This window comes from Chania multitudinisentens RB-25 (assembly GCF_000520015.2).
In the GTDB taxonomy this organism is placed as follows: Bacteria; Pseudomonadota; Gammaproteobacteria; order Enterobacterales; family Enterobacteriaceae; genus Chania; species Chania multitudinisentens.
Window position 1 is genome coordinate 166,580 of sequence record NZ_CP007044.2, and the last position, 26,297, is coordinate 192,876.

The following is a 26,297-nucleotide window of genomic DNA, read 5'->3' on the forward strand; positions in this document are numbered from 1 at the left end:
ATGACTCAAGCTACCCAGTGGGACAACCCACTGCTCATCGCCGCTAACCCGCTGCTTAATGCCATTTCACAGATCCGCCAGTCGGCAACCCATGCCGATCCTGCACAGCTGCGCCAACAGTTGATCGATGAAATTCGCCGCTTTGAGGTACGAGCGCAGAGGGAGAACCTGACCTATGAGATCATCATCGGGGCACGCTATTGCCTGTGTACCGCACTGGATGAAGCCGCCGCATTAACTCCTTGGGGCAGTAACAGCGTTTGGTCAGGCAGTGGTCTATTGGTGACCTTCCATAATGAAACCTGGGGCGGCGAGAAGTTTTTCCAACTGTTGGCAAAGCTTTCACAAAACCCACGTGAACATATTCAGATCCTGGAACTGCTCAACTACTGCCTGTTATTGGGTTTTGAAGGCCGTTACCGGGTGATCGAAAATGGCCGTTCTCAGTTAGAGACCATCAAGCAGCGCCTATTACAACTGATACGCTCGGTGCGCGGTGGGTATACCTCTGCGCTATCGCAAAACGCCAGGGATCTCCCCGTCCTGCAAAAACACTGGCGCCCGTTGGTGCCTCTCTGGGCCTGCGCGGCGCTGACCGGGTTTCTTGCTTCATTGCTGTTCATTGTTCTCAACTGGCGGCTTGATGATGCTACATCGCCGGTATTAGCCGCTATTTATCAGGCTAATCTGCCGCAAATCGCCATCAGTAATCCGGCGCCCATGCCGCCTCCGCTGCTGGATCTGAAAGGTTTTCTGCGCAAAGAGATTAGCGAAGGTCTAGTCACCGTGCGTGATGAAGCGCAGCAAAGCGTGGTGATCCTGAAAGGTGATGGGCTGTTTGACTCTGCGGCTACCACCGTCCGCCCAGCGTATATTCCGGTCATCGATCGCATCGCCAAGGCAATGAATGGGGTCAGCGGCAAAATCCTGGTGACCGGATACAGTGACAACGTTCCGATCCGTAGCGCTCGTTTCGCCTCCAACTGGGAGCTTTCGTTGGCGCGAGCCGAGTCCGTCACCCAACAGCTACAAAAACATCTGGATGATCCACTACGAGTCAAAACGGAAGGCCGCGGCGACAGTAATCCGATCGTAGCCAACAACAGCAAAGAGAACCGGGCCTTAAACCGCCGGGTCGAAATCACCCTGTTGGTTGCGCCAGGAAACACCCAGGCAGAACTCAACCGATTGCAGCAAGGAAGCGGACAGTAATGCTCAGTACGTTATTTTCCATTATCACCAGTCGCCTGCTCTGGGGAATGATTGGTATTACCGCGTTAGCCTTTGTTATCTGGGTGATCGGCCCGTTGGTCGCCATTGGCGACTATCGCCCTTTGGAACCGGAGCTTAACCGGCAGATCGCCATCGGTATTATTTATCTGTTCTGGGTGCTGTTTCGCATCATTCCACGTATTTACAGCATCTGGTTCAACAGCCGGTTATTGAGCAATTTACGGGCAGGCAATGAGGTTCCCAGCGGGGAAACCAAGGCCCTGCCCCCGCCAGATCATCATCTGTCACAGCGGTTTAATGAGGCGGTGCAACTGCTAAGAAAAGCCCGCTTCACACCGGGGCAAGGTGACAAACACTCTTGGCTGAACCGCTTTAATCGCCAGTATCTCTATCAATTGCCGTGGTATGTCATTATCGGCGCTCCCGGTGCTGGTAAAACCACTGCGCTGATCAATTCAGGGCTGCATTTTCCACTGGCGGATAGCTTTGGCAAATCGGCCCTGCGCGGCGTAGGCGGCACCCGCAACTGCGACTGGTGGTTTACCAATGACGCTGTCTTGCTAGACACCGCAGGGCGTTACACCACGCAGGAAAGCCAGCGTGAAGAAGATGCAGGCGAGTGGAAAAGCTTCGTTGAGCTGTTAAAAAAATACCGCACGCGCCAGCCAATCAACGGGGTGATCATTACCATCAGCGTGGCGGATTTGTTGAGCGAAAGCAGTGAGTCACTGGCCGTTCAGGCTGGAGCATTGCGCAAAAGGCTGATCGAACTGCACCAGCAATTGGGTATCAGTTTTCCAGTTTACGTGATGGTCACCAAAGCCGATTTACTGAATGGGTTCATGGCCTATTTCAGCAAGTTCGATAAAGCGCAGCGCGATCAAATCTGGGGATTCACCTTCCCTTATGAACAGTCTCGCCTGCCCAATTTTGACCTCAATCAGGCTTTCGCCTCACAATATACCCTGTTACAACAGCGGCTGGATGCTGCCCTGCCGGATACGTTATTGCTTGAACAGGATGCACGGCAGCGTGCCGAATGCTACCTGTTCCCGCAAGAGTTTGCGGCTTTACGCCCCTTGCTCAACCAATATCTGGATATCATCTTTACCCGCTCCAGCTTTGAAACCCTCTTCACACCACGTGGTATCTATTTCACCAGTGGTACTCAGGAAGGGCTGCCTTTTGACCGCGTGATGGGCGAGTTGAACCGCTATTTACACCTGTCCCCTGACCGCTCCGCAGAAACAACGCATAGCCACTGGAACAGCCTCAGTCATGAAGCTCCGATCCCTGCGGCCAAAGGCCAGAGCTTTTTCCTGAAAGGTATGCTGGAAACGGTTGTTTTTCAGGAGGCTGGTCTGGCGGGTAGCAACCGCTGGTGGGAATATCGCAACCGGGCTCTGCACTGGGCTGGCTACCTTTCTTTGGCCGCCATTCTGGTCATCTTGGGGATGACCTGGTTCACCAGCCATAGCAACAACAAAGTGTATCTGACAGAAATCACGGCCAAAGTGCCGCAGTTGGAACGCCAGGGGCAGGCGCTGACCCAACAGGGTTCCGGGGATATGCTAACTCTGCTGCCCTTCCTTAACAGTGTGTTGAACCTACCTGAAAGCCAGCATTTTTCATTGCAAGATCCCCCCTTTTCTTACCGTATGGGGTTGTATCGGGGCAATCAGGTTAGCAATGCCAGCCACGCTTTATACCAAAAGGCGTTGAAAGAGCTTCTGCTGCCACAGGTCGCGCAGCAAATTACCGACACACTGCGCCATGATAATCGTAGCGATGCCGATTTCAGCTACGAGGCGTTAAAAGCCTATCAAATGCTGTATTTACCCAAGCACTATAACGGCGAGTTTCTGCGGGCCTGGGTCATGCTTAACCTGCAACGCAATCTGCGCCAGGGTATCACGCAACAGCAATTGCAGCAGTTGGAGTGGCATTTAGCCCAATTGCTTGATGCGCAAATTCAGTCATCACCTTATGCCAAAGATGCCGCGTTGGTGGCCCAGGCTCAAGCCGCGTTGGGGCGTTCCTCACTGCCCCAGCGGGTATACAGCCGCCTGAAGCGTTTACTGCTCAAGCAAACCGAGATCAAACCGGTCAGCCTGGTGGATTTGGCCGGGCCTCAAACCGAGCTGGCTTTCTCACGCCAAAGCGGCAAGCCGGTGACCGAGGGCATACCTGGGCTCTTTACGCCGCAGGGCTATTGGAAAGCGTTTGATAACACGATTGGTCAGGTAACGGACACTCTGCGCCAGGAAGATATCTGGGTGCTCACCACCGACATGACATCGGAACAAAAAAGTGCCGATCTGACCAAAACAGTACGCCAACTGTATATGCAGGATTTTATCGCCGTTTGGGATGAGTTTTTGCAGGATATACAACTGGCCAATATCAGTGAGTTGAGCCAGCGTATCAACAGCGCACGTTTGCTGTCGGGGAACCCTTCCCCAATGCGCAACCTGCTGGTTAATATAAGAAAATACCTCACTCTGCGTGATGAGAAAAGTGATGCCGACCAGCGCTCGTTGCTCGGTAAAGCCGGGGACAAGATCAATAACGGCGCTAACCACACGCTGGAAGCCTTGTTCACCACCCGCCCTGCGAACGCCGACGGGGATCTCTCCGCACAGCCGGAGCAGGTGGTGATGGCGCACTTCGCGCCGTTGCTGGAACTGGCCCAGAGCCAGGGAGAAGGCAGCCAGGCCATTCCGTTTGATGCCGTCCTCAAACAGGTTGATGATCTTTATAATTATCTGACCGCCGTTCAGGGCGCAGCCAACAGCGGTATGGCCGTTCCTCCCAGCGATATTATTCCGCGTTTACAGGCAGAATCAGGGCGGTTACCCATCCCATTCAAACCCATGTTGCTGTCGCTGGCGATTGGTGCCAGCAGTGACGCCCAGCGCAAAGAGATGGATAACGTCAAAAAACGCATCAGCGTTGAGGTCAGCAGCTTCTGCCGCCAGGCCATTGCGGGGCGCTACCCGCTTAACCCCCGCTCGCAGCAGGATGTAACGCCGGACGATCTGGCCCGGATGTTTGCGCCCAACACCGGCCTGATGGACAGTTTTTTCCGTGACAACCTACAGGGCAAAGTGGACACCACGCGCCCTAACTGGCGTTTTACACCAGGTGTCGATGGCAAAACCCTGCCCGGTGGGGAAGGCATTCTGCCCTCGTTCCAACAGGCACAGCGTATTCGAGACGCCTTCTTTGCCAACGGTACCGCGATCCCCTCTTACCGGGTCACCGTTCGCCCGGTACGGATGGATAACGATATTCTGAACCTGACGCTGGATATCGACGGCCAGTTATTCAAATACAGCCATGGCCCGCAGGTTCCCTTAGTGGTGAGCTGGCCGGGCATCCGCAATACCAACCAGGTGCATTTGCAATTGTCATTGGCTAACGGAACCACGGCAAGCCTGGTGAGCAGCGGGCCGTGGGCGCTAAACCGCCTGGTAGATCGGGCCCAATCATCGGCTACCGACAGCAATAATCTGAGCAAGCAGGCAACATTTCATCTGGATGGGCATAGTGTCACGTTGGAGTTTACCCCCAACAGTATCCGCAATCCTTTCCAACTCCCTGCGTTTTCCTGCCCATAGCCAAGAGGGAATGACATGGATCACAACGTGACAAGGCAGATTGGCTGGTACGGAAAAATTCCGGCTGAGGGTGATTTTCTACAGCGCCGTTTACCCAATGGCGTGATTAACCGCTGGGCGCATTGGTTCCACAACGGCTTGCTGAACCTGCAACAGGAATTGCCAGACAACACCCAGCATCCGTTCGGCTATGCGCCGATTTGGAACTTCGTCATACCGGCCCCCTTGGGCAACCAATATGTCCAAATGGGGTGCCTGCTGCCAGCCCGCGATCGCGTTGGCCGTTATTACCCCGTTTGCGCCATGCGCCTTTGCCATCTGAATGACTGGCACAAACCGCAGTTAAATCTCGCCGCTCATTGGTATGGCCAACTTGGCCATACGCTCTTGAATGGAGTGCGTAACGGTTTCTCCGCCGAGCAGCTAGACCACGCACTCCTCACCCTGCCGGAACTCCCGATCCCGGTGGCCGAGGCAGGAGCAGAGATTTTATCCATTATCGGTTTTCCGCCGCCGCCAGAGGACAAACTGGCGTGGCAACAGGCTGCGGACTGCTTCGAGCCTGCGCAATACTCCAGTTTCTGGTGGACCAATCAGGCCGATGGTCACCCGCTCTATACCCACGTGCACAGTGGCAATCTTACCGTGCAGCTATTTTCGCTACTGTTTAACCCTAACGGTTGGTCAAGGCTTGGCCGTGGTGGGCAGTATCCACCGCTGTTTGATTAAAAAACGTCTTTTATTTAAAGGTAAACGGTATGAATATCGATACCCTTTTGGCTCCCATCAGCCACGATGCTCCCTGCGGCGATAATCTGGAATATGACGCCGACTTTCTGGCGATGGAGAAAGCCTCTGAAGGGAAAGCTGAACAACAGTTCGGCAGCACTATTATTCCGGCGGAAGCCCCAGACTGGATGCAAGTAGAACGTTTGGCTACGGCTTTGCTGGCGCGCACCAAAGATCTGCGGGTGATGCTAAAGCTCACCCATGCCTGGACCCAAACCCGTGGCCTGCCCGGCTATGCCGCGGGTTTGACGCTGATCCAGCAAGCATTGGCACGTTATTGGGATGCGTTGCTGCCCCCGCTGGATTTTGATGGCGAAATTGATCCGCTGTTTCGTATCAATGCGCTCGCCGGATTGGGTGACAAAACCCAACTGACCGCCTGCCTGCGGGCTGCGGCTTTGCTGAAAAGCGCCTCTGGCGAGATCTCGGTGCGTGATGCCTGCGCCCTGCTGGATGGCAGTAAACAGGAATACCCCGGCTTCCCCGGTGGATATAGCCGTTTACAGGAAGAACTCGCCCAAGAATCGCAACCGGTTTCCCAACTGCTCATCACGTTGCAGCAAACCTTGAACGCTCTGCGCACGGAAGTCTCCCGTCATCTGGGGGAAAGCGCACTGCCAGAAATGGATGGCCTGTTGCACCTTGTCCGCACCCTCGCACAGGCCTGCCAGCCTGCTGTGGCAATCCCTCTTCCAGTGGTGGAACAGGAACCCATAGTGACAATCACAGCAACGCCTCCTCCTGCCAGCACCACGGCGTTCAATTGGCACCATGCGCAGATCCAGTCTCGCGAAGACGCTCGGCTCATGCTGGATAAAGTGAAGCACTACTTCAGCCTGCACGAACCCAGTCACCCAGCTCCCTTGATGATTGATCGGGTACAACGGTTGATCACGCTGGATTTTATGCAAATCATCCGCGATCTCGCCCCGGATGGCCTTAATCAGTTGGAAAATGTTCTCGGTATGCCAAGCAATGAGGAGAACAGTTAACAGAGCACATTCCCTGTGTGCACATTTCTCCCCGGCAACCGCCGCACAGACCAGTATTTGAACCCGTTCCATCTCCTGAGATGGAAACGTTCTTGATAATCATTAACGGAGTTCCCATGTCAAACTCGAAATCCCGTAGTGGACAGAAATTTATTGCCCGTAATCGCGCACCACGCGTACAGATTGAATACGATGTTGAAATCTACGGTGCCGAGCGAAAAATCCAGTTACCTTTTGTGATGGGCGTGATGGCCGATCTTACCGGTAAACCGCTTGATCCACTGCCCGGTATTGATGAACGTAAATTCCTGGAAATTGATATTGATAACTTTGATGAACGCCTGAAGTCCTTGAAGCCACGCGTGGCCTATCAGGTCGACAACACCTTAACCGGTGAAGGTCAGTTGAACGTCGATCTGACGTTTGAAAGCATGGATGATTTTTCTCCAGCCGCTATCGCCCGTAAAGTGGATGCTCTGGATAACCTGCTGGAAGCACGCACTCAGCTTTCCAATCTTCTGTCCTATATGGATGGTAAGAACGGAGCAGAAGAGTTGATCTCCAAAATCCTGCAAAACCCCGAATTGCTGAAATCCCTGAGCAACGCGCCACTCCCGGCCGCCAAAGATAACAATAACGAACATAAGGATTAACCGATGAGCCACTCACCTCAACAACAAGCCGCGTTGCAGACCAGCGAAACCTTCTCCAGCGATCAGTTTAGTGAGCTGCTCAATAAAGAGTTCCGGCCAAGAACCGATCAGGCCAAAGAGGCCGTAGAGATCGCGGTAAAAACCTTAGCTCATCAGGCGCTGGAGAATACAGTCACGGTTTCTGCCGATGCCTACCGCACTATTCAGGCGCTGATCGCTGAAATTGATGAAAAACTCTCACAGCAGATCAACAAAATTATCCACCACGCTGATTTCCAGGCGTTGGAAGGTGCCTGGCACGGCCTGCACTATTTGGTCAATAACACCGAAACTGACGAAATGCTGAAAATCCGTTTTATGAGCATTTCCAAAAAGGAGCTGGGGCGCACGCTGAAACGCCATAAAGGCGTGGGCTGGGACCAAAGCCCGATTTTCAAGAAAATCTACGAGGAAGAGTACGGTCAGTTTGGTGGTGAACCCTTCGGTTGCCTGGTGGGCGACTACTTTTTTGACCACAGCCCGCAGGACGTGGAACTGTTGGGTGAAATGGCCAAGATTGGCGCGGCGTCTCACTGCCCGTTCATCACCGGCACTGCCCCCAGCGTTATGCAGATGGAGTCATGGCAGGAGCTTTCCAACCCGCGCGACCTGACAAAAATTTTCCAGAATACCGAATATGCCGCCTGGCGTAGCCTGCGGGAGTCTGAAGATGCGCGCTATCTGGGCCTGGCTATGCCGCGTTTTCTGGCACGTTTGCCTTATGGTATCCGCACCAATCCGATTGATGAGTTCGATTTTGAGGAAGAAACCGACGGCACCACCCACAGCCATTACACCTGGACCAACGCCGCCTACGCCATGGCCGCTAACATCAACCGTTCATTCAAGGAATACGGCTGGTGTACTTCGATCCGCGGCGTAGAATCCGGTGGCTCGGTCGAAAACCTGCCATGCCACACTTTCCCCAGCGACGATGGCGGCGTGGATATGAAGTGCCCGACCGAGATTGCCATCAGCGATCGTCGTGAGGCAGAACTGGCTAAAAATGGGTTTATCCCACTGATCCACCGTAAAAACTCTGATTTTGCCGCCTTCATCGGCGCTCAATCACTGCAAAAACCGGCTGAATATTATGATGCGGACGCCTCGGCCAACGCCCAGCTTTCAGCACGCCTGCCGTATCTGTTCGCCTGCTGCCGCTTTGCGCATTATCTCAAGTGTATTGTGCGCGACAAAATCGGCTCTTTCCGTGAACGCGATGATATGGAACGCTGGTTGAATGACTGGATCATGAATTACGTTGATGGTGATCCGGCTAACTCGTCACAAGAAACCAAATCACGCAAACCCTTGGCCGCCGCCGAGGTGCTGGTAGAGGAAATCGAAGAAAACCCGGGTTACTACAGCGCTAAATTCTTCCTGCGCCCGCATTATCAGCTGGAAGGTTTAACCGTTTCCCTGCGTCTGGTATCGAAACTGCCTTCGCTGAAACAGAATGAGGCATGATTAACGGTAGTCTCGGGTTGCAGTATGCAACCCGAACTAAAATGAAAGGCGGTAACTCTGATTATTTTACCTTGGGAACTGAAGTTTGGTTCTGGGATTTATTATGATAAGAATAAAAAAATACGCTGTTTTTATTATTTTGCTGTATTTATTTAACGGTTACTGTTATGCGGAGAAAGTCGTTACCGATAATTTCACCTTTAAAGATTATGAAATAGCATTGGTTCAAGTTGAAGAACATTGCCAACTGAATATTTCATCTTCTACGGTGAAAAAAACGTATCCTTTAACACTAACAGCACCCTGTCATTTCCTGCGCGACACAAACGCGGAGCCACAGAAGTATCGTTATTCCGATGTTAGTATTGAAGCGATATTCGTTATTTCTGGCAATCCAGTGACGAAACAGGAACGGGAAACATGGAACCTTTCCCCAGAGATGCTGTGTGGTATGCAAGGCCAAGGATTGCTTTTTGATGGTACCGATTTTAGCATTAGCAAGAAAAAACTAAACAATATATTACTTTGTAAAGATAAAGGCACCGATGAGAAAAATTATTGGATGCTGAGTCATTAAAAACATAACGACTGATTTTCAGTAAACCAATAGGCAACTCCTGATGCGGCTTGCGCATTATCTCCAGTGTATTTTGTAAAGGGGAGTTAGAGTGATAAGCAACCTTAATATCGCTTCATTTACTTTGATATTAACACTTTCATTACAAACTCAAGCCAAAACGGTTGATGATCCCGTTGCTTTCATCAAGCAAATGCCTTACTACCAGGTGGTCAAAGAACTCGCGCTATCTCGTTGCCTGGCTCAGGTTGCAACAGAAGATAAAACATTTTCTATCGATGCGGCCAGAACCGCTAATGCGATGAGAGAGTGGATGCCTTTTGATATTGAATCTGGTGATGAGAAAATCAATACGTTGATTGACCAATTTAAGTCACGAATTAATCACTTCCACAGTGAAGTAGAAAATAATACTACAGGCGTCATGTTGAACTGTTTACGGTTATATCATAGCCCTGAGCTGGATAAGTTATCACGCGAGGTTATTGTGGGAGACGCTACCCATAACTGGAAACAAGATAATCCTGAATGAATTGCAATTTCATCACCCAATTACAACCTGAATTATATCTAAAATAATTTGATTTTCAGGAGTATGACAAGTGTTACACCGGACGAGATGAAGCCTCAACTACCTTATTTATCAGGAAATCACCTTGAGAAGAGCCCATTTATACCTGGCATCATTAGCGCTACTCTGCCTCACCGTGGCACCAGTGCCTGTTCTAGCCCAGCAAACACCTCTTCAGCATTTGACTCCTGATGACGTGAATCTGCAAGGTGACGATTTCTTCAGGCTATATCGTGGTGCAGATCGGCAAGAAAAAGAAAAGGCCCAGCTCTATATGTTGGGTGTTCTAGATGCCACAGAAGGCAAAACCTGGTGCCAGTATAGCCAACTGCAAACCATCACCCTGCGGGAGTTTGTATTTGAATATTTTAAAAAGCTCCCTCAGGAGCAATTAAAACACAGGGCATCGGATCTGATCGAGGCAGCCATGGTGACAAATTTTCCATGTAAACAAGGGAATCGATGAAGTATATACACTGCCACAATAAGCCTTACATTGATAAAACTGAGCATTCGATTTCAAGGGCGAAATATATTTAGCTTATTGTTGTTCTGCAACAAAGAGCTTAATAACTGTACCGAACAGTAAATCGGTGTTTAATAGGTGCATGGCACAGGGATATTCACGGTGTTTTATTACCAGCATTATAACTCCTATTGCTATTACCTGAACGTTTCAACGCGATGTTAATATTATTAACCTTTAATCAAGAGTGAAAAATCATGGCTATTGATATGTTCCTGAAAGTTGAAGGAGCCAACGGTGAATCTAAAGACTCCAACCATAAAGGATGGACTGACATTGTTTCATTTTCCTGGGGTGCATCTCAACCAGGTAATATGAGCGTAGGTGGCGGCGGCGGTGCTGGCAAAGTCTGCTTTAACGATCTGCACATTAATGCATTAGTCGATAAATCAACACCCGCACTGTTAAAACACTGCGCCAGTGGTAAGCATTTGGGTAAAATTGAGCTTTCTATTTGTAAAGCCGGCGGTAGCCAAGTTGAGTATGTCAAAATCACCTTAGAAGATGTACTGGTTACCTCTGTGCAATACACCGGTTCCGGTGGCGAAGATACCGTGGGCGTTAATTATTCCTTCCAGGCGGCGAAAGTTAAGCAACAATACTGGGAACAGAGTGAGAAAGGCGGTAAAGGTGCAGAAAGCAGCGCCGGCTGGAATATTAAAGAAAACAAAGAGTCTTAATACATCAGAAAACCTCCCCTTACGGGGAGGTTATTTATCTAAAAAAGAACGATCAGAAAGCCATTTATTTTATGCTCAACGGCGAGGCCATCCCCTCAACGCGAAATTAATCATTTTTAGAGGCTACGGTTATGCATTTAATGACGGGGAGCAATTTCACATTATTAAGTAAATCATTTAAGAACACCTGCTTGGGCATATTATTAACATTAGGCAGCATCGGATCTGGCAATGCCAAAACGCCGTTATTTTTCTGCCCTGAATCCCTTGCCGTGGGTGAGCAACTTTATCCATTGAGTAATGCTGCGTTATTTGATAGGCCAGTGGAAAAGCGCGGGGAACTGGTACCAGAAATGAGCAAACAGACAAGAAAATGGAACATAGACTCGCGAATGGATCCCTATCTGATATGCCGTTTTGATAAGGTCAAACATACGCTCACTCTTCACGTGGTGGGTGCAACGCAATGCATTGTTAACGAAACCCCATTTTCAGTTCAATGCTATTAAATGATTTTTACTCTTAAGTCACCTCATTCTCTGATGTTTCACCTATGCCCTAAATAAGTCAAGTTGTAGGAAAACCAACGCACCTGCCACTTGCACTATGACAAACATCAACCGGCAATAACTCTATTTTGCATTACACCTTAATCAGCAGGAATGCCTTATGCGATTTTCTATTGTAAAAAACAAACATGGTCAGGTACCGCCACAGAGTAGCTGTGATTTCCTGCCACCAGGCGGAACAATAGGCCGTAGTGTGGATAATAATCTGGTGCTGCCGGATGAAGAACGCTCAATATCCCGTTTGCAGGCAATCGTACATATTTCAGCTGAGGGTGAATGCCGCATCACTAACCGTGGCAATGTCACCAACGTACAGCTCAATAATATTCCGCTGGAACGTGGCCGCCAGGTTGAATTGCAAGATGGTGACATCTTGGGTATCGATGATTACCAAATCCAGGTCAACAGCCTACAACAACCGGTTATCCCTGTTTCCCAGCCCATTTCGGCCCCTTTCGTCGCCAGCACCATAGATGTTGCGCCAAGCGCAGCAGCAGCAATTCATCAGCAACAAAACGCGGCAACGGTGCCCAATGAAATATGGGATAACCTGATGCAGGAATTCACCCCAGGAGAAGCCGCACCAACGCCGATTACCCAGAACGATGCTCATCCTTTATTGGAAGAAACACGCGTTGAGTTAAATCCCACCAACCCGTTGGAACAACTGACCAATAATATCGACCTGCATAATCTGCAACCCAGGCAAACCGATCCGGCAACGTTATTCAACTCCGACACCCCCTTCGATCAGAACCATATTCTGGCCGATACGACCCCCAGTACCTTGCTCACGGGGAACCATTCGCCAACACATGCGCCAGAACCGATCCCTGCAACAGAAAATCATGCTGACCGGCAAGAGCTGGACCCATTGGCTTTGTTTGGCGCATTGTCATCTCCGGCTGCGCCTGGTGCTCACAACAATAATGACCCGTTGGGTTTGCTGACCAGCGGTGCCGTACCTTTGTCTCCAGCAGTAGAACCCCCGACTCCGACCCCGGCACCTGCTCCCATATCGCCCCCTGCGCCAATACCCGCGCCGCCGATACAGGAAGCGGTCGTACCGAAACCGGCCCCAGAAGCAGCGCCATTGCCACAACCAACACCGGCCCCCGCTCCCATGGCTGAGCCTGAACCACCAAAAGTTCACGCCCAGGCGGCATCGGCATCATCCCTGGCGCGCTCAGGGCAGCGTTTAGGCATCGATCCCGTTGGTTACTCAACCGAGCAACCACAAAACACGCCAGCCTCAAACGGGAATACGCTGGAAGGGCCACTACTGGCAGCCCTGCTGCAAGGGCTCGGCCTGGATGACTTACAGCCATCACCACGCTTTAACGAGCAACAGTTATATCAGACCGGCCAGTTATTAAGCCTGTTTTCACAAGGCACGGTGGCCTTACTCTCGTCCCGCTCCATCCTCAAGCGTGGTGTAAAAGCGGAGATGACCATGATCCTTGATGAGGCCAATAACCCCTTCAAGCTGTTACCTTCAGGTAAAACCGTGCTGATGCAGATGTTTGGCAGCAAAATGCCTGGTTTTATGCCGCCTGAGCAATCGGTACGTGATGCGCTGATCGACCTACAGGCTCATCAACTGGGCATGATCGCCGGTATCCGGGCCATCATCGCAGCCATGTTGCAATCCTTTGACCCAGAGCGCCTGGAAGAAGAAGCCCGCCAGGCAGGAACCCTGCCCCGGCTGACATTCCCCTCCAGCCGTAAAGCCGCGCTGTGGGATTACTTCGTTAAAAGCTACCAGAAAACCGCCGGTGAGCTTGAAGACGATTTCCATACGCTGTTTGGTGAAGCTTTCCTGCATGCCTACGGCGTTGAAGCCAACCAATACAAAGATTCACAGGCCAAACCGGAAGACCAATGAATATCACTACAGCCTCTACGTCCAATCAGGGAGAACGCGCGACTAATCAAGACCAACTCGGCGAAGTGGTTGGCCAGCGTTCCGCCTGTTTTGTTGTTTGCGATGGCATTGCTGGCCTGCCTGGTGGCGATATCGCCGCCAGTGTGGCTCGTGACACCATCCTGCTCAATTTTGACGGTGAAAAACACCTGGATGCCCAAAGCATCCGCCAGTACATTTCACATGCCAACCGGGCTATCCACCAGCAACAGCTGCAAGCTGAACAATACAGCAAGATGGGCACTACGCTGGTGAGCCTGTTTATCGATCGTGATTACCAACTCGCCTATTGGGCGCACGCAGGTGATAGCCGCCTGTATCTGTTTCGCCGAGGTTATTTATATGCCACCACTCGCGATCACAGCCTGATTCAACAAATGGCCGACGCCGGTTATCAAACCAGCGGCATCAACAGCAATCTCCTGTATTTCGCCTTAGGGATGAGTGAGGAACGCGATGCCACCTATGGCGATGTGCTGCAACTGGAGGACGGTGACGTTTTCCTGCTGTGTACCGATGGTTTCTGGCACAACTTTACCCAAAAGGAGCTGGAACAATCATTGCACATGGTGAATTCCCCCAGCGAATGGCTTTCTCTGCTGCAACAAGCCTGGGATAAAACCGGTACTGGCACCAGTGTTGATAATTACAGCGCGATTGCCATCTGGATCGGTTCTCCACAAGAAACCACCTTGTTGCATTCCCTCAGCGATGCTGAGCGCTTTCTTTCCCGTAATTAATGCGAATTACGCCAAGGCCCTACTATGAAATATTGGATACCCGGCATTATTGCCCTGCTGATGATACCTGCCGTACAGGCTGTAGATTATCGATTGGCACATTCCCCCACGCTGCAACTTGAAGTCTTTATTGACGATGTCAAAAACAGCAACCCTGAAAGCTGGTGCATGAATAGCATTCCATTGCGCATCACCTCAGCACAAAGTACGGATACAAACGTTCTGAACGATTTCCTGCCGCGCGTGGGTAATTTGTTAGAAAAACAATGCGCCAAGGTAGCGCAACTCCTCTGGGTGTTGACCGACAAACAGGGGAATGAACTAGCCTCTGGCAGCGCCAGTAAAAGCCAAAGCTGGAAAGTGGTGGTGCAACCGGCGGTAACCAACTCATCCGACACCACTATTCCCCCTGCGGTTGCCGTGACCTCGCCGCTGGCCACCCAAGACACGATTGCGTCTTTTGCCCTACCACAAGGCTGCCAGTTCCGAACCTATTGGAACAGCGATCTCAGCGACAACGTGGTATTCGTTCCCAGCTCGGAGGAACTGCGTTGTGATGCCAACGATTTAGTCCAAGGGCCAGGGACGATTATCACCCAGCAAGGGGGCAGCAATCAGACGCATAGCGTGGTCTTTTATCAGGGATATCCGCTGGCCAATATCAATACCGATAATCACTCGCTGACGGTGATCGGTGCGAATGCCCAACGATTGATTTTGGGGGCATCAGACAGTTTCCTGGTGTTGCCTTTCAACCCGCAATCCTACGCCTGGGCATTCCAGGGAGAAGTGATTATTGAAATGACACGCGAGCAAGCAGCGGATCGCGCCGCCGTCAGCCAAAGAGTGGCCCGCGCCAACGAAACCTGGCGGCCATTGGTCACCGAGCAAGGGATCTCTCTCATATTCCGCCTGGTAGAAACACTGGCCGTTGATCGCGTTGATCCTGCCAGCGGCAGCTATTTGTCCGTTAATGATATGGCCTATTGATTTAGAGGGAACAGATTGTGAAGTCATTAGCCAACATGTTGCAAGATAACACCATTAACGGCGCGATCGCCCACGTGGAAAGCGATATCAAAACCCGCCCGACAGATGCCGATCTGCGTGCCGCACTGGTGCAATTACTGTGTCTTAGCGGGAACTGGCAACGCGCCAAAATGCAGTTAAAGTCCTGGCAAGCCCTGAAACCTATCGCGCAGCCAACCACGCTGTTGTTAATGCAATCGGTTGAAGCCGAGCTGCAACGTCAGGCAGTTTTCGCCGGCCATGCTTCCCCCATGCTGTTAAACCACGAAGAAAGCTGGATGATGCAGATGCTCCAGGCATTGCATCACGATGTCCAGGGTGAAAACGGCCAGGCTGAAGCCATACGCGATCGCGCATTGGACGAAGCAGCAGCCAGCAGTGGGCAACTCACCTTCGTTGCGGGTGGGGAAGCGCAAACCGAGGCGTTTGCCTGGCTGGCGGACGGCGACGGGCGTCTGGGGCCAATATGCGAGTTGGCTTTGAATGGCGGCTATTACTGGCTGCCTTTCACCGCCATTGCCAGCATCCAGTTTCAAGCCCCGCAAAGCGCCATCGATCTGGTCTGGAGCCATGCGCTGGTACGTTTGGTTGATGGGCGTGAACAAGTCTGCCAACTGCCCGCCCGCTACCCACTGCTTGCGGATGCTGACGATACTTTGCTGCTCGGTAAACGTACCGAATGGCACCCTTTAGGAGACAGCCAACACTATGTGGGCTCTGGCCTGAAAACCTGGTTGAGCGGTGAGAACGAATTCCCGTTACATAGCCTGCGCCAACTGACTTTTGATCAGGGCAACGGATAATGAGCAGCAAGACTCTCCCTCATAGCGGCGATCTGCGGCAGCAGGGGCATTATTTCCGGCAGAACAGTGAGCGCCTGACATCGCGCGACAGAATGCAACCCGTCTTGATCGATCTTCTGACCGACCATGAACCGCAGAAAAAACAGGAGGCTGCCGCACGCAATTTGCTGTCGCCGGGTGAATTACGTCATCGGGTACTGCGCGATCTGCAATGGTTATTCAACTGCGTCAACAATGAATCAAGCCTCGATCTGGAAGCTTATCCGCAGGTACGCCGCTCAACGCTCAACTATGGCATAGCGTCAATGGCGGGCAAGCGTATGTCTGATATCGAGTGGCCGGATATCCAGCAGGCATTGACGAACTCCATCCTGACCTTTGAACCCCGCATCTTGCCGGACGATCTACAGGTACGCTGTATTTCAGATCCCCATTCGCTGGAACTGCATAACGTCCTGTCGATAGAAATCAAAGGCCGCCTGTGGTGCGTACCTTATCCGCTTGAGTTTCTGTTTCGCACTGACGTTGATCTGGAAAACGGCCACTTCGATTTAAAGGATGCAGGGTAAACGATGAACCGTAAACTTTTAGAGTATTACAACCGTGAACTCACCTATCTACGCGAGATGGGCGCCGAATTTGCGGAAAATTACCCAAAAGTCGCGGGGCGTTTGGGCATGCAGGGCATCGATATTGCCGATCCTTACATTGAACGCCTGATGGAAGGGGTGGCTTTTCTGACCTCACGCGTGCAATTGAAAATGGATGCCGAATTTCCCCGTTTCTCTCAACGGTTGCTGGAAATCATCTATCCCAATTATTTGGCGCCAACGCCATCAATGGCAATTGCGGAACTCCACCCGGACAGCAATAAAGGCGACATCAGCGCAGGGTTTCTGGTACCGCGAGGCACTATGTTAGACAGCCTGATGCTGAAGAAAAACGGCGTCACCTGTAGCTATACCACCGCGCATGATGTGACATTACAACCGGTGCGGCTCAAGGGGGTTGAGTTGGGCGGGCTTCCGGCCGATCTCCCCTTGGCAAGCCTGGGATTACAGCATAGCGGTGGCGTCAGCGCGTTACGCATCAAGCTGGAGTGCTACGAAACGGTGGCCTTGAATCACCTGAAGCTCGACCAACTGATGTTCTATCTGTCTGGCAACGATATTCACGCTCAACAACTGCAAGAATTGATCATGCAGCATACCGTTGGCCTGGTCTGCCAGACAGTCGAAGCGCAACCACAGCGGCGGGCCTTACCACAACATGCGTTGCAGCAAGAAGGGTTTGAGCCGGAACAGGCGTTGTTGCCCAACGATCTGCGTAACTTCGATGGCTACCGCCTGCTACAGGAATATTTTGCTTTTCCTGCGCGTTTCCAGTTTTTCAGCATTGGTTGCCTGCAACCTCTGTTACAGAGTGTGCCGGAGGGTAAAAAAGCCCCTCGTCAGTTTGAGATCGTCCTCCTGCTGGATAAACAAGATCCTGCGCTGGAACGGGTAGTGGACGTCAGCCATCTGACGCTGCACTGCACGCCAGTGATCAACCTGTTCCCCAAAATCGCTGAACGTATCTCGATCAGCGAAAAAAACCATGAATACCATTTAGTGGTGGATAACATCCGCCCGCTTGACTACGAAATATTCTCGGTACAGCGCCTGGTTGGCAGTTCACGTGAAAAACGGCACGAACAGGAATTCCGGCATTTCTATGCCACACAAGGCACTGACAATAGTAACTATGGCGCTTATTTTTCGCTGCGGCGTGAACAACGTACACTCTCTGAACGCGCACGCCGTTATGGAACCCGTACTGGCTACGTGGGCTCTGAAGTGTTTATCTCACTGGTGGATGAACACCAATCACCGTGGCACAGCGACCTTAAATACCTGAGCGCTGATGTATTGTGTACCAGCCGCGATCTGCCGTTGGCACTGTTGCAGCAGGAGCATGGGCACTTCGTGATGCCAGACTCACTGCCGGTCAAACAGGTTACGCTGAAAAAAGGCCCAACCCCACCAAGGGCGGCGCTGAGTGAAGGCATTACCACCTGGCAATTAATCAGCCAGCTACAGTTGAATTATTTAAGCCTGATGGATACCGATCCAGAGCAAGGTGCCGCCAGCCTGCGCCAGCTACTCAGCCTGTATGGCGATTTGAGTGAGCCGGCGATCGCCAAGAAGATCCAGGGGATACGCCATTGCAAACTGCGGCCGATCCACCGCCGCGTGCCAGAACCGGGGCCCATTGTGTTTGCCAGAGGCATCGCGATTGACCTCACCGTTGACGAACAGGCATTTTCGGGCGGCAGTGCTTACCTGCTTGGCTGTGTGTTGGAACGCCTGTTTTCACGCATGGTTTCCATCAACTCGTTCACAGAAATGCAGTTGATCAGCCAACAGCGGGGAGAGATCGCCTGGTGGCCGGCACGCATCGGCAAAAGGGCACTGATATGAGTGAACAGATTGCTGAGCCTGACGCATTACCACCCTCCATGCCAAAACGCATCAACGCGCTCTATCGTTTGCCGGACGATTTTTGGCAAAAACTGGAGGAAGCGCCATACCAATATGATTTGTTCCAACTGCTACGGCGTATCGATGCTCAAGGGGGGCAGCCCTATATGCTCGGGCGGGCGCCACAGCCCAGCCATGACCTGCTGCGCCTGGGGCAGGAGCCCTCATTATCCTTTGCGCCTTCTACGCTGGCGCAGGTTAGCCAACGTGCAGGCAGCGCTTTGCATGAGGTTTCGATCTTCAGCTTTGGCCTGTTTGGCCCTAACGGCCCCTTGCCTTTACACATGACGGAGTATGTCCGCGAACGCCTGTATCACCACCAAGATCGCACCCTATTAGCTTTCAGCAACCTGTTTCATCATCGGCTCATCTCGTTATTTTACCGCGCCTGGGCCGACGCACAGCCGACGGTTTCTCTGGATCGTGCCGACAATCGGCGCTTTGATGAATATTTATCCTGCCTGACCGGCATTGGCCTACCGGCGCAGCGGTCGGGCGATAGCCTCAATACGCATGCGAAACACTTTATGGCAGGCCATTTGGTGCGCCACGGGCGCGATCCCGAAGGGTTAAGCAAAATTCTGCAAGATTATTTCAACGTCTCCGTGCGTATCGTCGAAAACGTTCCGCACTGGCTGTGTATCGAAAAACGCGAACAGGCGCGCTTACAGGCCGGGCGGGGCGTGCCCCGTTTAGGGGAATCCGCGTTTTTAGGCATCGCTATGCGCGACGTTCAGCATAAATTCCGTATCGAACTGGGCCCGATGTCGCAGCAGAATTATGACCGTTTTCTGCCCGGCGCTGAGTTCTGCATACAGTTACGTGATTGGGTGCGCCAATATGTGGGCATTGAGTTTAGCTGGGAAGTCCGGCTGATTTTGGCACAAGATCAGTTGAGCGGCACACAACTCGGTGGCAACCAGCGCCTGGGGCTCAGTAGCTGGATGGAAAACCCCCAACGCCAGCACGATGCCAATGATCTGACGTTCAGCCCAGAGCCACTGGAAACACCCTGTTAATTATTTTTGTTGGAACCACGCTGCGTTCCGCCATTCTTGAATTCGAGGAAAATCATGTCTGAAATCAGTCGTTCGGTGCTATTTGGCAAAATGGACAGCCTGCTATTCACTTCACTTGAAAGTGCAACGGCTTTTTGCAAACTGCGCAGTAACCCTTATGTTGAACTGGTCCACTGGCTGCATCAGTTAATGCAATCCCCCAATGGAGATTTGCAGCAGATTATCCAACATTTCTCCCTCAATGAAACACGATTAACCCAGAACATCATTGAGGCGCTGGATCGGTTGCCACGCGGGGCCAGTTCGGTTTCAGACCTCTCTGAACACATCGACAGCGCCGTTGAACGCGCTTGGGTTTATGGCTCACTGAAATTCGGCGCCAGCCAAATTCGCACCGGGCACCTGCTCATTGGCATTCTGAAAACCTACAATCTACGCCATTTACTCAAAAATATTTCTCCGCAGTTCGATATGATCAACGTTGAACTGTTGGCTGACCAATTTATGACGATTGTCGCCAACTCCAGCGAAAATCCCCTGGAGCACACCGGCTCAGAATCGACTGCCTCGCCAACCCCCGCTTCTGGCGGCAGCGTACTGGCGCAGTACGCACAAAATATGACGGTTCGCGCCCGCAACGGTGAAATCGATCCGGTCTGCGGGCGTGACGAAGAGATCCGCCAGATTGTCGATATTCTGATGCGCCGTCGGCAAAACAACCCCCTGCTCACCGGTGAGGCCGGCGTCGGTAAAACCGCCGTTGTTGAGGGCTTGGCGCTGCGTATTGCAACGGGCGAGGTTCCCCCACAGCTGCGCGATGTGCAACTGTACCTACTGGACATTGGCATACTGCAAGCCGGAGCTGGCGTAAAAGGTGAATTTGAAAAGCGCTTGCAGGCGCTGATCACCGAAGTGCAATCCAGCCCAACGCCGATCATTTTATTTATCGATGAAATCCATACGTTAATCGGTGCCGGTGGAGCCCAGGGAACCGGTGATGCCGCCAATCTGTTAAAACCCGCCTTGGCACGGGGCCAATTACGTACCATTGGCGCCACCACCTGGTCAGAGTATAAAAAATACATTGAGAAAGATCCGGCGCTGACCCGCCGATTCCAGGTGGTGCAGGTCCATGAACCCAAGGAAGAAAAAGCCTTGCTGATGCTACGCAGCATCGTCAGCCCGCTGGAGCAACACCACCGCGTTCTGCTGCTGGACGAAGCCGTTGACGCCGCAGTACACCTTTCGCACCGTTACATTCCAGCTCGTCAGTTGCCGGACAAAGCCGTGGCGTTACTGGATACCGCCTGCGCCCGGGTGGCCGTTAGCCAACACGCAGAACCTGCGCAGGTGGAAGATTGCCGCCACCGGATCGAAGCATTGCAAATTGAACTGGGCATTGCGTTACGTGAAACCCAGGTGGGTATCGGCAATCCACAGCGTTCCGCAGCAATTGAAGCTCAACTGGAAGAACTGCGTGAACAACTGGCGCAGCTGACCGAGCGTTGGCAGCAGGAGTTGGGGCTGATTCAACAAACCATCGCACTGCGGGCTCAATTGCATCAGCAAAGCCACGAGCCTCAACAGGGCCAGCTTGAAGAAGCCCCCTTCTCGGCAGAGGAACTGCGGGCTCAATTGGCTGAATTACAACAACAGCTTGATGAATTGCAGGGAGAAATGCCGCTGATCTTTGCTGCCGTTGATGCCAATATTGTTGCCGCCGTGGTTTCTGACTGGACGGGTATTCCGCTGGGCCGGATGGTAAAAAATGAGATTGACGCAGTATTGCAACTCTCTGACACCTTGAATCAGCGCGTCATTGGTCAGCGCCACGCGCTGGATCTGATTGCCCATCGGGTGCGTACCTCACGCGCCCGCCTGGACGACCCTAACAAACCCGTTGGCGTATTTCTGCTGGCGGGCCCATCAGGCGTGGGTAAAACAGAAACGGCCCTGGCATTGGCCGAAACGCTCTACGGTGGTGAACAGAATGTGGTGACCATCAATATGAGCGAATTTCAGGAATCACATACCGTCTCGACTCTGAAAGGTGCCCCGCCGGGCTATGTTGGCTATGGCGAAGGGGGAGTCCTGACCGAAGCGGTACGTCGGCGGCCTTACAGCGTCGTGCTGTTGGATGAGATCGAAAAGGCTCACCCCGATGTGCATGAGATCTTCTTCCAGGTATTTGATAAAGGCTGGATGGAGGACGGTGAAGGGCGGTATATCGATTTCCGCAATACCATTATCATTCTTACCTCGAACATCGGCAGTGAATTAATCACCAGCCTGTGTGCCGATCCAGAGCTGCTACCAGAGCCGGAAGCGCTTGGCACAGCATTGCGCCCCGCGCTGCTGTCTGTTTTCCCGGCCGCTCTGCTTGGGCGTTTGCTGGTTGTTCCTTACTACCCGCTAACTGATGCAACACTAGGCAATATCGTGCATTTACAACTGGGCCGTATTCAGCGCCGCCTGGCGGAAAACCACGCTATCACCTGTACCTTTGATGATAGTGTGGTGAAACAGATTGTCAGCCGCTGTACCGAGGTTGAGTCCGGTGGGCGTATGGTGGATGCCATTCTCACCAATACGTTGCTACCACAAATCAGCTACACCCTGCTGGTCGCCAATGCTAACGCGCAGAGTTATCGTCAGTTGCACATTTCAATGCAACACAATGAGTTTAACTGCCAATTTCAGGCATAACGTCGGCCATTCGCCTTGGTTATTTGATTACAGAGAATCGTCATTATGTCAGGAAACCGCATCATAACACCCCATTCAAACAGCTTACCGATTGGCTATCGCTTCAATGAATTTGAGATCAAAGAAGTGATTGGCGAAGGGGGTTTTGGCATTGTGTATCGCGCCTATGATCACCAGTTAGAGCGCATTATTGCCATCAAAGAGTACATTCCATCCACATTGGTTATACGCAATGAAGATCTGACACTCAGCCTGCGTGGTGAACGCTTTAGCCGCACCTTTCAAGCCGGGCTGAACAGTTTTATTCAAGAAGCACGCCTGCTCGCCCGCTTTTCTCATCCGGCACTGCTCCATGTCTTACGCTTTTGGGAAGAAAATGGCACCGCCTACATGGGAATGCAGTTTTACACCGGCACTACGTTGAAAAAATTCCGGGCTCAGCACCCCGAGAAAATCAACGAAGCCTGGATACGCAATTTGCTGCCCCCGCTGCTTAGTGCGATCAATACGATCCATCAGGAAGGCTACCTGCACCGAGATATCTCGTTGGATAATATCCAGGTTCAGGAAAACCAATTACCGGTCTTGCTGGATTTCGGTTCCGCGCGCAAAGAGATCGGTAATCTGTCTGATGAAACAGAGATCATGCTCAAACCGGGTTTTGCCCCCATTGAGCAATACACTGAAAACAGCGATGGCGAACAGGGGCCGTGGACCGATATCTATGCACTGGGTGCCATGCTGCACACGTTGATTGTGGGAACACCACCTCCCGTCAGCGTTGTGCGCTGCATTGAAGATCGCTACCAGCCATTGACTGAACGCCGCCCGAAAGGATACTCGTTAGACCTGTTGGACGCGATTGATCGTGCATTAGCGTTAAAGCCCGAGGATCGGCCGCAAACGATCAATGAAATGGCGGAACTCTTACACTTATCCATCGCCAGCGAGAATGAGATCATCGGCGCCCCGCCTGCGGCTACAGCCAGTTTACTGCCCACCGTCATGCCGCAGGCCACCAACGAAACACCCAACGTCAAGCGGCTCCGCCCACTGCTGATAGGTGCAGGCGTTGCGGCGGTGTTTATTGCAGGGCTGATCATCTGGGTGAGCGGCGAGCCCTCTTCCGCTCCGACCACTGCGGAGAATAATACGGCAACGGCACCCACTGCTGTGCCACAACCCGCAGTGGTTTCTGCGCCAGCAGTTTCTGCCATACCAGAGCCTGTTCCCCCTGTTTCCACCCCAGCGCCAGCCTCCGTTGCCGTGGTGTATTTCAAACTGCAACTGGGTGAACAGCTTAATATTAACGGTAAAAAGCAGGATGTAACGCCGAATAAAAACGGCTTTGTTTCCCTGAATTTGGCCCCAGGGCAATATCAAGCCGAAATTCACACGGAAAAATTTCGCTACCAGAAAAACTTCACTATTGAAAACGCAGGAACCTGGTTAATTAATCTCTAAAATAGGGTACAGAAAGATGGATATTTTCTACCTACAATGGAGAGCTTCCGTATATTGATAAAAGACCTGCCCGATAGCGGGCAGGTTTATTCAGCTTCCTCTATAAAAGCGGGCCCACAGATACTCACTCACCGGGTTCCCCTGCGAGTGGCCCGATACTCATTACCGCTATCTGATTTTTCCTACCTTTTTTTACCACAATCGGTAATCCCTTTTTTAATAAATGAATCTGGCTAAAGGAGATCAGAGCCTTGGCCGATTGCACTTTCTTTTCGCCTGCAATGATAACAGCATGAAAGATGAGTATTTCTAAGCAACTTATGCGACAGTGAATACCTAGAGTTTCAACTACTGAGCATCATGGAAAATGATGCCTAAGGCATGACGTTGTCCACTACGAACTTTACTAATACCGTGACGTATATTGACACGATAAATACCCTTTGTTCCTTGTACAGGACGGTGATGTACTGCAAATATGGCTGCATCTCCTTTTTTTAGACTCACCACTTCTGTTCGCGTTTGCATGCGTGGTCTTTGCTCAGTGAGTACAAATTCCCCTCCAGAAAAATCGCTACCGGGTTCAGATAACAGAAATACCACCTGAAGTGGAAAAACCAGTTCACCATACAAATCCTGATGTAGACAATTATAATCACCCTCTAAATACTGCAATAATAATGGGGTTGGTCGTGTTTGATTGGCAATATGGCAAATATCAAGATAAGCCTGATGCGTTGCGGGGTAACGAACACCGATACTTAACTGCTCATTCCAATGATTGGCTATAGTGGCTAATTTTGGATAAAGACCAGTTCGCAGCTCCGCAATTATAGCAGGCAGCGGGTAATTGAAATACTTATATTCACCTTTACCAAAATTATATCGCGCCATATGAATATGTGTGCGAAATGGTTCACTCTGCGGATATAATGCAGCTAAATAATTACATTCATCATGAAATAATATTTGATTTAGACGAACACAACCAAACTCGCTTAACTGATGAATAACGCTATCCCAATTAATGTTTTCTAATCGCTGGGTTATACTTATATTTTTTTTATTCATGACGCGTTTGCCTCCATGTTTAACAAAATACGCTTACGTTCCACCCCCCAACGATATCCTGATAGAGTCCCATCATTTCTCACAACACGGTGACATGGAATAGCCACTGCCAACATATTCACCGCACAAGCATTGGCGACTGCACGTACAGCTTTTGGTGAGCCGATTCGTTGCGCAATATCAGAATAACTGGCCGTAGTCCCTACTGGGATTTCACGAAGTGCCTGCCAAACACGCAACTGAAAAGCAGTACCACGGACATCTAATGGCAAGTTTAGGTTGGAGCCTGGGGTATCAATAAAGCCCACAACCTGTGCCATGAGTTGTTCAAATTGCGGATCACCACCAATCAATTCTGCCTGTGGGAATTTATCCTGTAAGTCCTGTAATAACTTATTGGCGTTGTCACCTAACAAAATGGCACAAATCCCTTTTTCACTTTGTGCTACCAGAATGTCTCCCAACGAGCAGATACCTAACGCAAAGTAAATTTGAGTCCCTTTCCCCCCAGCCCGCCACGCTTTGGGAGTCATCCCCAATATGGCATAAGACGTTTCATAAAAACGGCTATTAGAATTAAAGCCAGCATTAAAAATAGCGTCGGTTACGCTGTCCGTTTGACTCAAACTATCGCGTAACCGTTGGCTACGGTGAGCATTAACATAAACTTTAGGCGTGAGTCCAACGAATATTTTGAATAACCGATGAAAATGAAATGCACTCATCCCAACATGTTCTGCAATATCGGCAAGTTTCACATCACCTTCGCTTTCTTCAATATAACGGCAGGCTTTCGCAATTTTGGCAGCGTGATTCTCTTCTAACGCCGGTTGCCCCTTTCGGAGACGCTTACTGGGACGATACCCTTGTCGTTCCGCATCTTCTGCAGTGTCAAAAAACGTCACATTCTCCCGCTTGGGTAGCCGGGCAGCACTTGATGGCAGACAATAGACTCCCGTTGTACTTACGGCATAAACAAAGTGACCATCTGCTGCTTTATTACGTTCAATGATAGCTTGCCAACGTGCATTGGCCGTCACCCATAGATTTTTCTTATCCATTTTACCTGCCTCCTGATAATAAGGAATGACTTTATTATGCCCTAAACAGGATAGCAGAGACTCTCCAACTCTTGCTTTTTAATCCAAGTTACATTTCGTCGGCATAACCGAATTTTAACGCTTAGTTTTAGTTGGGTATATTTAGGCAAAAACGCTGGTTATTCTTTATGGTGAATTCTGACTTTCTTTACAACAATATTTTCATTCAATATATTTTCCTTTGGATTATGGTTAGTTACCAAACT

Annotated in this window: 22 protein-coding genes; 20 read left to right on the forward strand and 2 right to left on the reverse strand. The window is 51.2% G+C overall.

Annotation, left to right across the window (positions count from 1 at the left end; all coding sequences use genetic code 11):
- The 20 genes from Z042_RS00650 (at position 1) to Z042_RS00740 (ending at position 23,920) form a co-directional block, all read left to right on the forward strand.
- The gene (locus Z042_RS00650) at positions 1–1,212 is read left to right on the forward strand and encodes a DotU family type VI secretion system protein (RefSeq protein WP_024912505.1); all 1,212 of its coding nucleotides are present in this window, start codon (positions 1–3) and stop codon (positions 1,210–1,212) included.
- On the forward strand, positions 1,212–4,853 hold the full coding sequence (tssM, locus tag Z042_RS00655) for a type VI secretion system membrane subunit TssM (RefSeq protein WP_024912504.1): 3,642 nt from the start codon (positions 1,212–1,214) through the stop codon (positions 4,851–4,853). Before Z042_RS00650 ends, tssM begins: the two co-directional genes overlap by 1 nt.
- Positions 4,854–4,868: 15 nt before the next feature.
- The gene (gene tagF / locus Z042_RS00660) at positions 4,869–5,582 is read left to right on the forward strand and encodes a type VI secretion system-associated protein TagF (protein ID WP_024912503.1); all 714 of its coding nucleotides are present in this window, start codon (positions 4,869–4,871) and stop codon (positions 5,580–5,582) included.
- Positions 5,583–5,611: 29 nt separating this feature from the next.
- Complete coding sequence (gene tssA, locus Z042_RS00665; RefSeq protein WP_024912502.1) at positions 5,612–6,634, forward strand: type VI secretion system protein TssA; 1,023 nt, start codon at positions 5,612–5,614, stop codon at positions 6,632–6,634.
- Positions 6,635–6,750: 116 nt separating this feature from the next.
- A complete protein-coding gene (gene tssB / locus Z042_RS00670; RefSeq protein ID WP_024912501.1) occupies positions 6,751–7,287 on the forward strand; it encodes a type VI secretion system contractile sheath small subunit in 537 nt (178 codons plus the stop codon).
- A 3-nt stretch (positions 7,288–7,290) separates the two neighbouring features.
- Positions 7,291–8,793, forward strand: a complete 1,503-nt coding sequence (tssC, locus tag Z042_RS00675; protein ID WP_024912500.1) for a type VI secretion system contractile sheath large subunit — start codon at positions 7,291–7,293, stop codon at positions 8,791–8,793.
- A 103-nt stretch (positions 8,794–8,896) separates the two neighbouring features.
- Positions 8,897–9,370 (forward strand): hypothetical protein, encoded by a 474-nt coding sequence (locus Z042_RS00680; RefSeq protein WP_024912499.1) that lies wholly within the window; start codon positions 8,897–8,899, stop codon positions 9,368–9,370.
- 91 nt (positions 9,371–9,461) lie between these two features.
- Entirely contained in the window at positions 9,462–9,902 is a 441-nt protein-coding gene (locus Z042_RS00685; RefSeq protein WP_417903513.1) for a T6SS amidase immunity protein Tai4 family protein, read from the forward strand.
- 124 nt (positions 9,903–10,026) lie between these two features.
- Positions 10,027–10,407 carry a Rap1a/Tai family immunity protein gene (locus tag Z042_RS00690; RefSeq protein ID WP_071882774.1) on the forward strand — a complete coding sequence of 127 codons (381 nt, stop codon included), beginning with the start codon at positions 10,027–10,029 and terminating at the stop codon, positions 10,405–10,407.
- Positions 10,408–10,664: 257 nt separating this feature from the next.
- Positions 10,665–11,147: an Hcp family type VI secretion system effector gene (locus Z042_RS00695; RefSeq protein ID WP_024912497.1), complete on the forward strand. Its 483-nt coding sequence runs from the start codon at positions 10,665–10,667 to the stop codon at positions 11,145–11,147.
- Positions 11,148–11,278: 131 nt separating this feature from the next.
- Positions 11,279–11,656, forward strand: a complete 378-nt coding sequence (locus Z042_RS25775) for an STY0301 family protein (RefSeq protein WP_154666853.1) — start codon at positions 11,279–11,281, stop codon at positions 11,654–11,656.
- A 160-nt stretch (positions 11,657–11,816) separates the two neighbouring features.
- Positions 11,817–13,601 carry a type VI secretion system-associated FHA domain protein TagH gene (gene tagH / locus Z042_RS00700; protein ID WP_024912496.1) on the forward strand — a complete coding sequence of 595 codons (1,785 nt, stop codon included), beginning with the start codon at positions 11,817–11,819 and terminating at the stop codon, positions 13,599–13,601.
- Positions 13,598–14,380 carry a PP2C family protein-serine/threonine phosphatase gene (locus Z042_RS00705; protein ID WP_024912495.1) on the forward strand — a complete coding sequence of 261 codons (783 nt, stop codon included), beginning with the start codon at positions 13,598–13,600 and terminating at the stop codon, positions 14,378–14,380. Before tagH ends, Z042_RS00705 begins: the two co-directional genes overlap by 4 nt.
- A gap of 24 nt (positions 14,381–14,404) precedes the next feature.
- The gene (locus Z042_RS00710; protein WP_024912494.1) at positions 14,405–15,370 is read left to right on the forward strand and encodes a hypothetical protein; all 966 of its coding nucleotides are present in this window, start codon (positions 14,405–14,407) and stop codon (positions 15,368–15,370) included.
- Positions 15,371–15,387: 17 nt separating this feature from the next.
- Positions 15,388–16,212, forward strand: coding sequence for a type VI secretion system accessory protein TagJ (locus Z042_RS00715; RefSeq protein ID WP_024912493.1), 825 nt, complete (start codon positions 15,388–15,390; stop codon positions 16,210–16,212).
- Positions 16,212–16,781 (forward strand): type VI secretion system baseplate subunit TssE, encoded by a 570-nt coding sequence (locus tag Z042_RS00720; protein WP_024912492.1) that lies wholly within the window; start codon positions 16,212–16,214, stop codon positions 16,779–16,781. Before Z042_RS00715 ends, Z042_RS00720 begins: the two co-directional genes overlap by 1 nt.
- A gap of 3 nt (positions 16,782–16,784) precedes the next feature.
- Positions 16,785–18,671: a type VI secretion system baseplate subunit TssF gene (gene tssF, locus Z042_RS00725; RefSeq protein WP_024912491.1), complete on the forward strand. Its 1,887-nt coding sequence runs from the start codon at positions 16,785–16,787 to the stop codon at positions 18,669–18,671.
- Positions 18,668–19,750: a type VI secretion system baseplate subunit TssG gene (gene tssG / locus Z042_RS00730; protein WP_024912490.1), complete on the forward strand. Its 1,083-nt coding sequence runs from the start codon at positions 18,668–18,670 to the stop codon at positions 19,748–19,750. Before tssF ends, tssG begins: the two co-directional genes overlap by 4 nt.
- Before the next feature lie 54 nt (positions 19,751–19,804).
- Complete coding sequence (tssH, locus tag Z042_RS00735; protein WP_024912489.1) at positions 19,805–22,456, forward strand: type VI secretion system ATPase TssH; 2,652 nt, start codon at positions 19,805–19,807, stop codon at positions 22,454–22,456.
- Positions 22,457–22,501: 45 nt separating this feature from the next.
- Positions 22,502–23,920 (forward strand): serine/threonine protein kinase, encoded by a 1,419-nt coding sequence (locus Z042_RS00740; RefSeq protein WP_024912488.1) that lies wholly within the window; start codon positions 22,502–22,504, stop codon positions 23,918–23,920.
- Between the two features lie 348 nt (positions 23,921–24,268).
- Here the strand turns inward: Z042_RS00740 and Z042_RS00745 are convergent, their stop codons facing one another.
- Both Z042_RS00745 and ada read right to left on the reverse strand, forming a co-directional pair.
- A complete protein-coding gene (locus tag Z042_RS00745; protein WP_024912487.1) occupies positions 24,269–24,991 on the reverse strand; it encodes a 2OG-Fe(II) oxygenase in 723 nt (240 codons plus the stop codon).
- On the reverse strand, positions 24,988–26,052 hold the full coding sequence (gene ada / locus Z042_RS00750; RefSeq protein ID WP_024912486.1) for a bifunctional DNA-binding transcriptional regulator/O6-methylguanine-DNA methyltransferase Ada: 1,065 nt from the start codon (positions 26,050–26,052) through the stop codon (positions 24,988–24,990). Before ada ends, Z042_RS00745 begins: the two co-directional genes overlap by 4 nt.
- Positions 26,053–26,297 lie beyond the last annotated feature (245 nt).

Coding starts and splice junctions, on each gene's coding strand:
- tssC (WP_024912500.1), top strand. CDS start 7,291: ATGAGCCACTCACCTCAACAACAAGCCGCGTTGCAGACCAGCGAAACC.
- Z042_RS00650 (WP_024912505.1), top strand. CDS start 1: ATGACTCAAGCTACCCAGTGGGACAACCCACTGCTCATCGCCGCTAAC.
- Z042_RS00695 (WP_024912497.1), top strand. CDS start 10,665: ATGGCTATTGATATGTTCCTGAAAGTTGAAGGAGCCAACGGTGAATCT.
- tagH (WP_024912496.1), top strand. CDS start 11,817: ATGCGATTTTCTATTGTAAAAAACAAACATGGTCAGGTACCGCCACAG.
- Z042_RS00680 (WP_024912499.1), top strand. CDS start 8,897: ATGATAAGAATAAAAAAATACGCTGTTTTTATTATTTTGCTGTATTTA.
- Z042_RS00705 (WP_024912495.1), top strand. CDS start 13,598: ATGAATATCACTACAGCCTCTACGTCCAATCAGGGAGAACGCGCGACT.
- Z042_RS00740 (WP_024912488.1), top strand. CDS start 22,502: ATGTCAGGAAACCGCATCATAACACCCCATTCAAACAGCTTACCGATT.
- tssA (WP_024912502.1), top strand. CDS start 5,612: ATGAATATCGATACCCTTTTGGCTCCCATCAGCCACGATGCTCCCTGC.
- tssB (WP_024912501.1), top strand. CDS start 6,751: ATGTCAAACTCGAAATCCCGTAGTGGACAGAAATTTATTGCCCGTAAT.
- tssM (WP_024912504.1), top strand. CDS start 1,212: ATGCTCAGTACGTTATTTTCCATTATCACCAGTCGCCTGCTCTGGGGA.
- ada (WP_024912486.1), bottom strand. CDS start 26,052: ATGGATAAGAAAAATCTATGGGTGACGGCCAATGCACGTTGGCAAGCT.
- tagF (WP_024912503.1), top strand. CDS start 4,869: ATGGATCACAACGTGACAAGGCAGATTGGCTGGTACGGAAAAATTCCG.
- tssG (WP_024912490.1), top strand. CDS start 18,668: ATGAGTGAACAGATTGCTGAGCCTGACGCATTACCACCCTCCATGCCA.
- tssF (WP_024912491.1), top strand. CDS start 16,785: ATGAACCGTAAACTTTTAGAGTATTACAACCGTGAACTCACCTATCTA.
- Z042_RS00710 (WP_024912494.1), top strand. CDS start 14,405: ATGAAATATTGGATACCCGGCATTATTGCCCTGCTGATGATACCTGCC.
- Z042_RS00745 (WP_024912487.1), bottom strand. CDS start 24,991: ATGAATAAAAAAAATATAAGTATAACCCAGCGATTAGAAAACATTAAT.
- Z042_RS00720 (WP_024912492.1), top strand. CDS start 16,212: ATGAGCAGCAAGACTCTCCCTCATAGCGGCGATCTGCGGCAGCAGGGG.
- tssH (WP_024912489.1), top strand. CDS start 19,805: ATGTCTGAAATCAGTCGTTCGGTGCTATTTGGCAAAATGGACAGCCTG.
- Z042_RS25775 (WP_154666853.1), top strand. CDS start 11,279: ATGCATTTAATGACGGGGAGCAATTTCACATTATTAAGTAAATCATTT.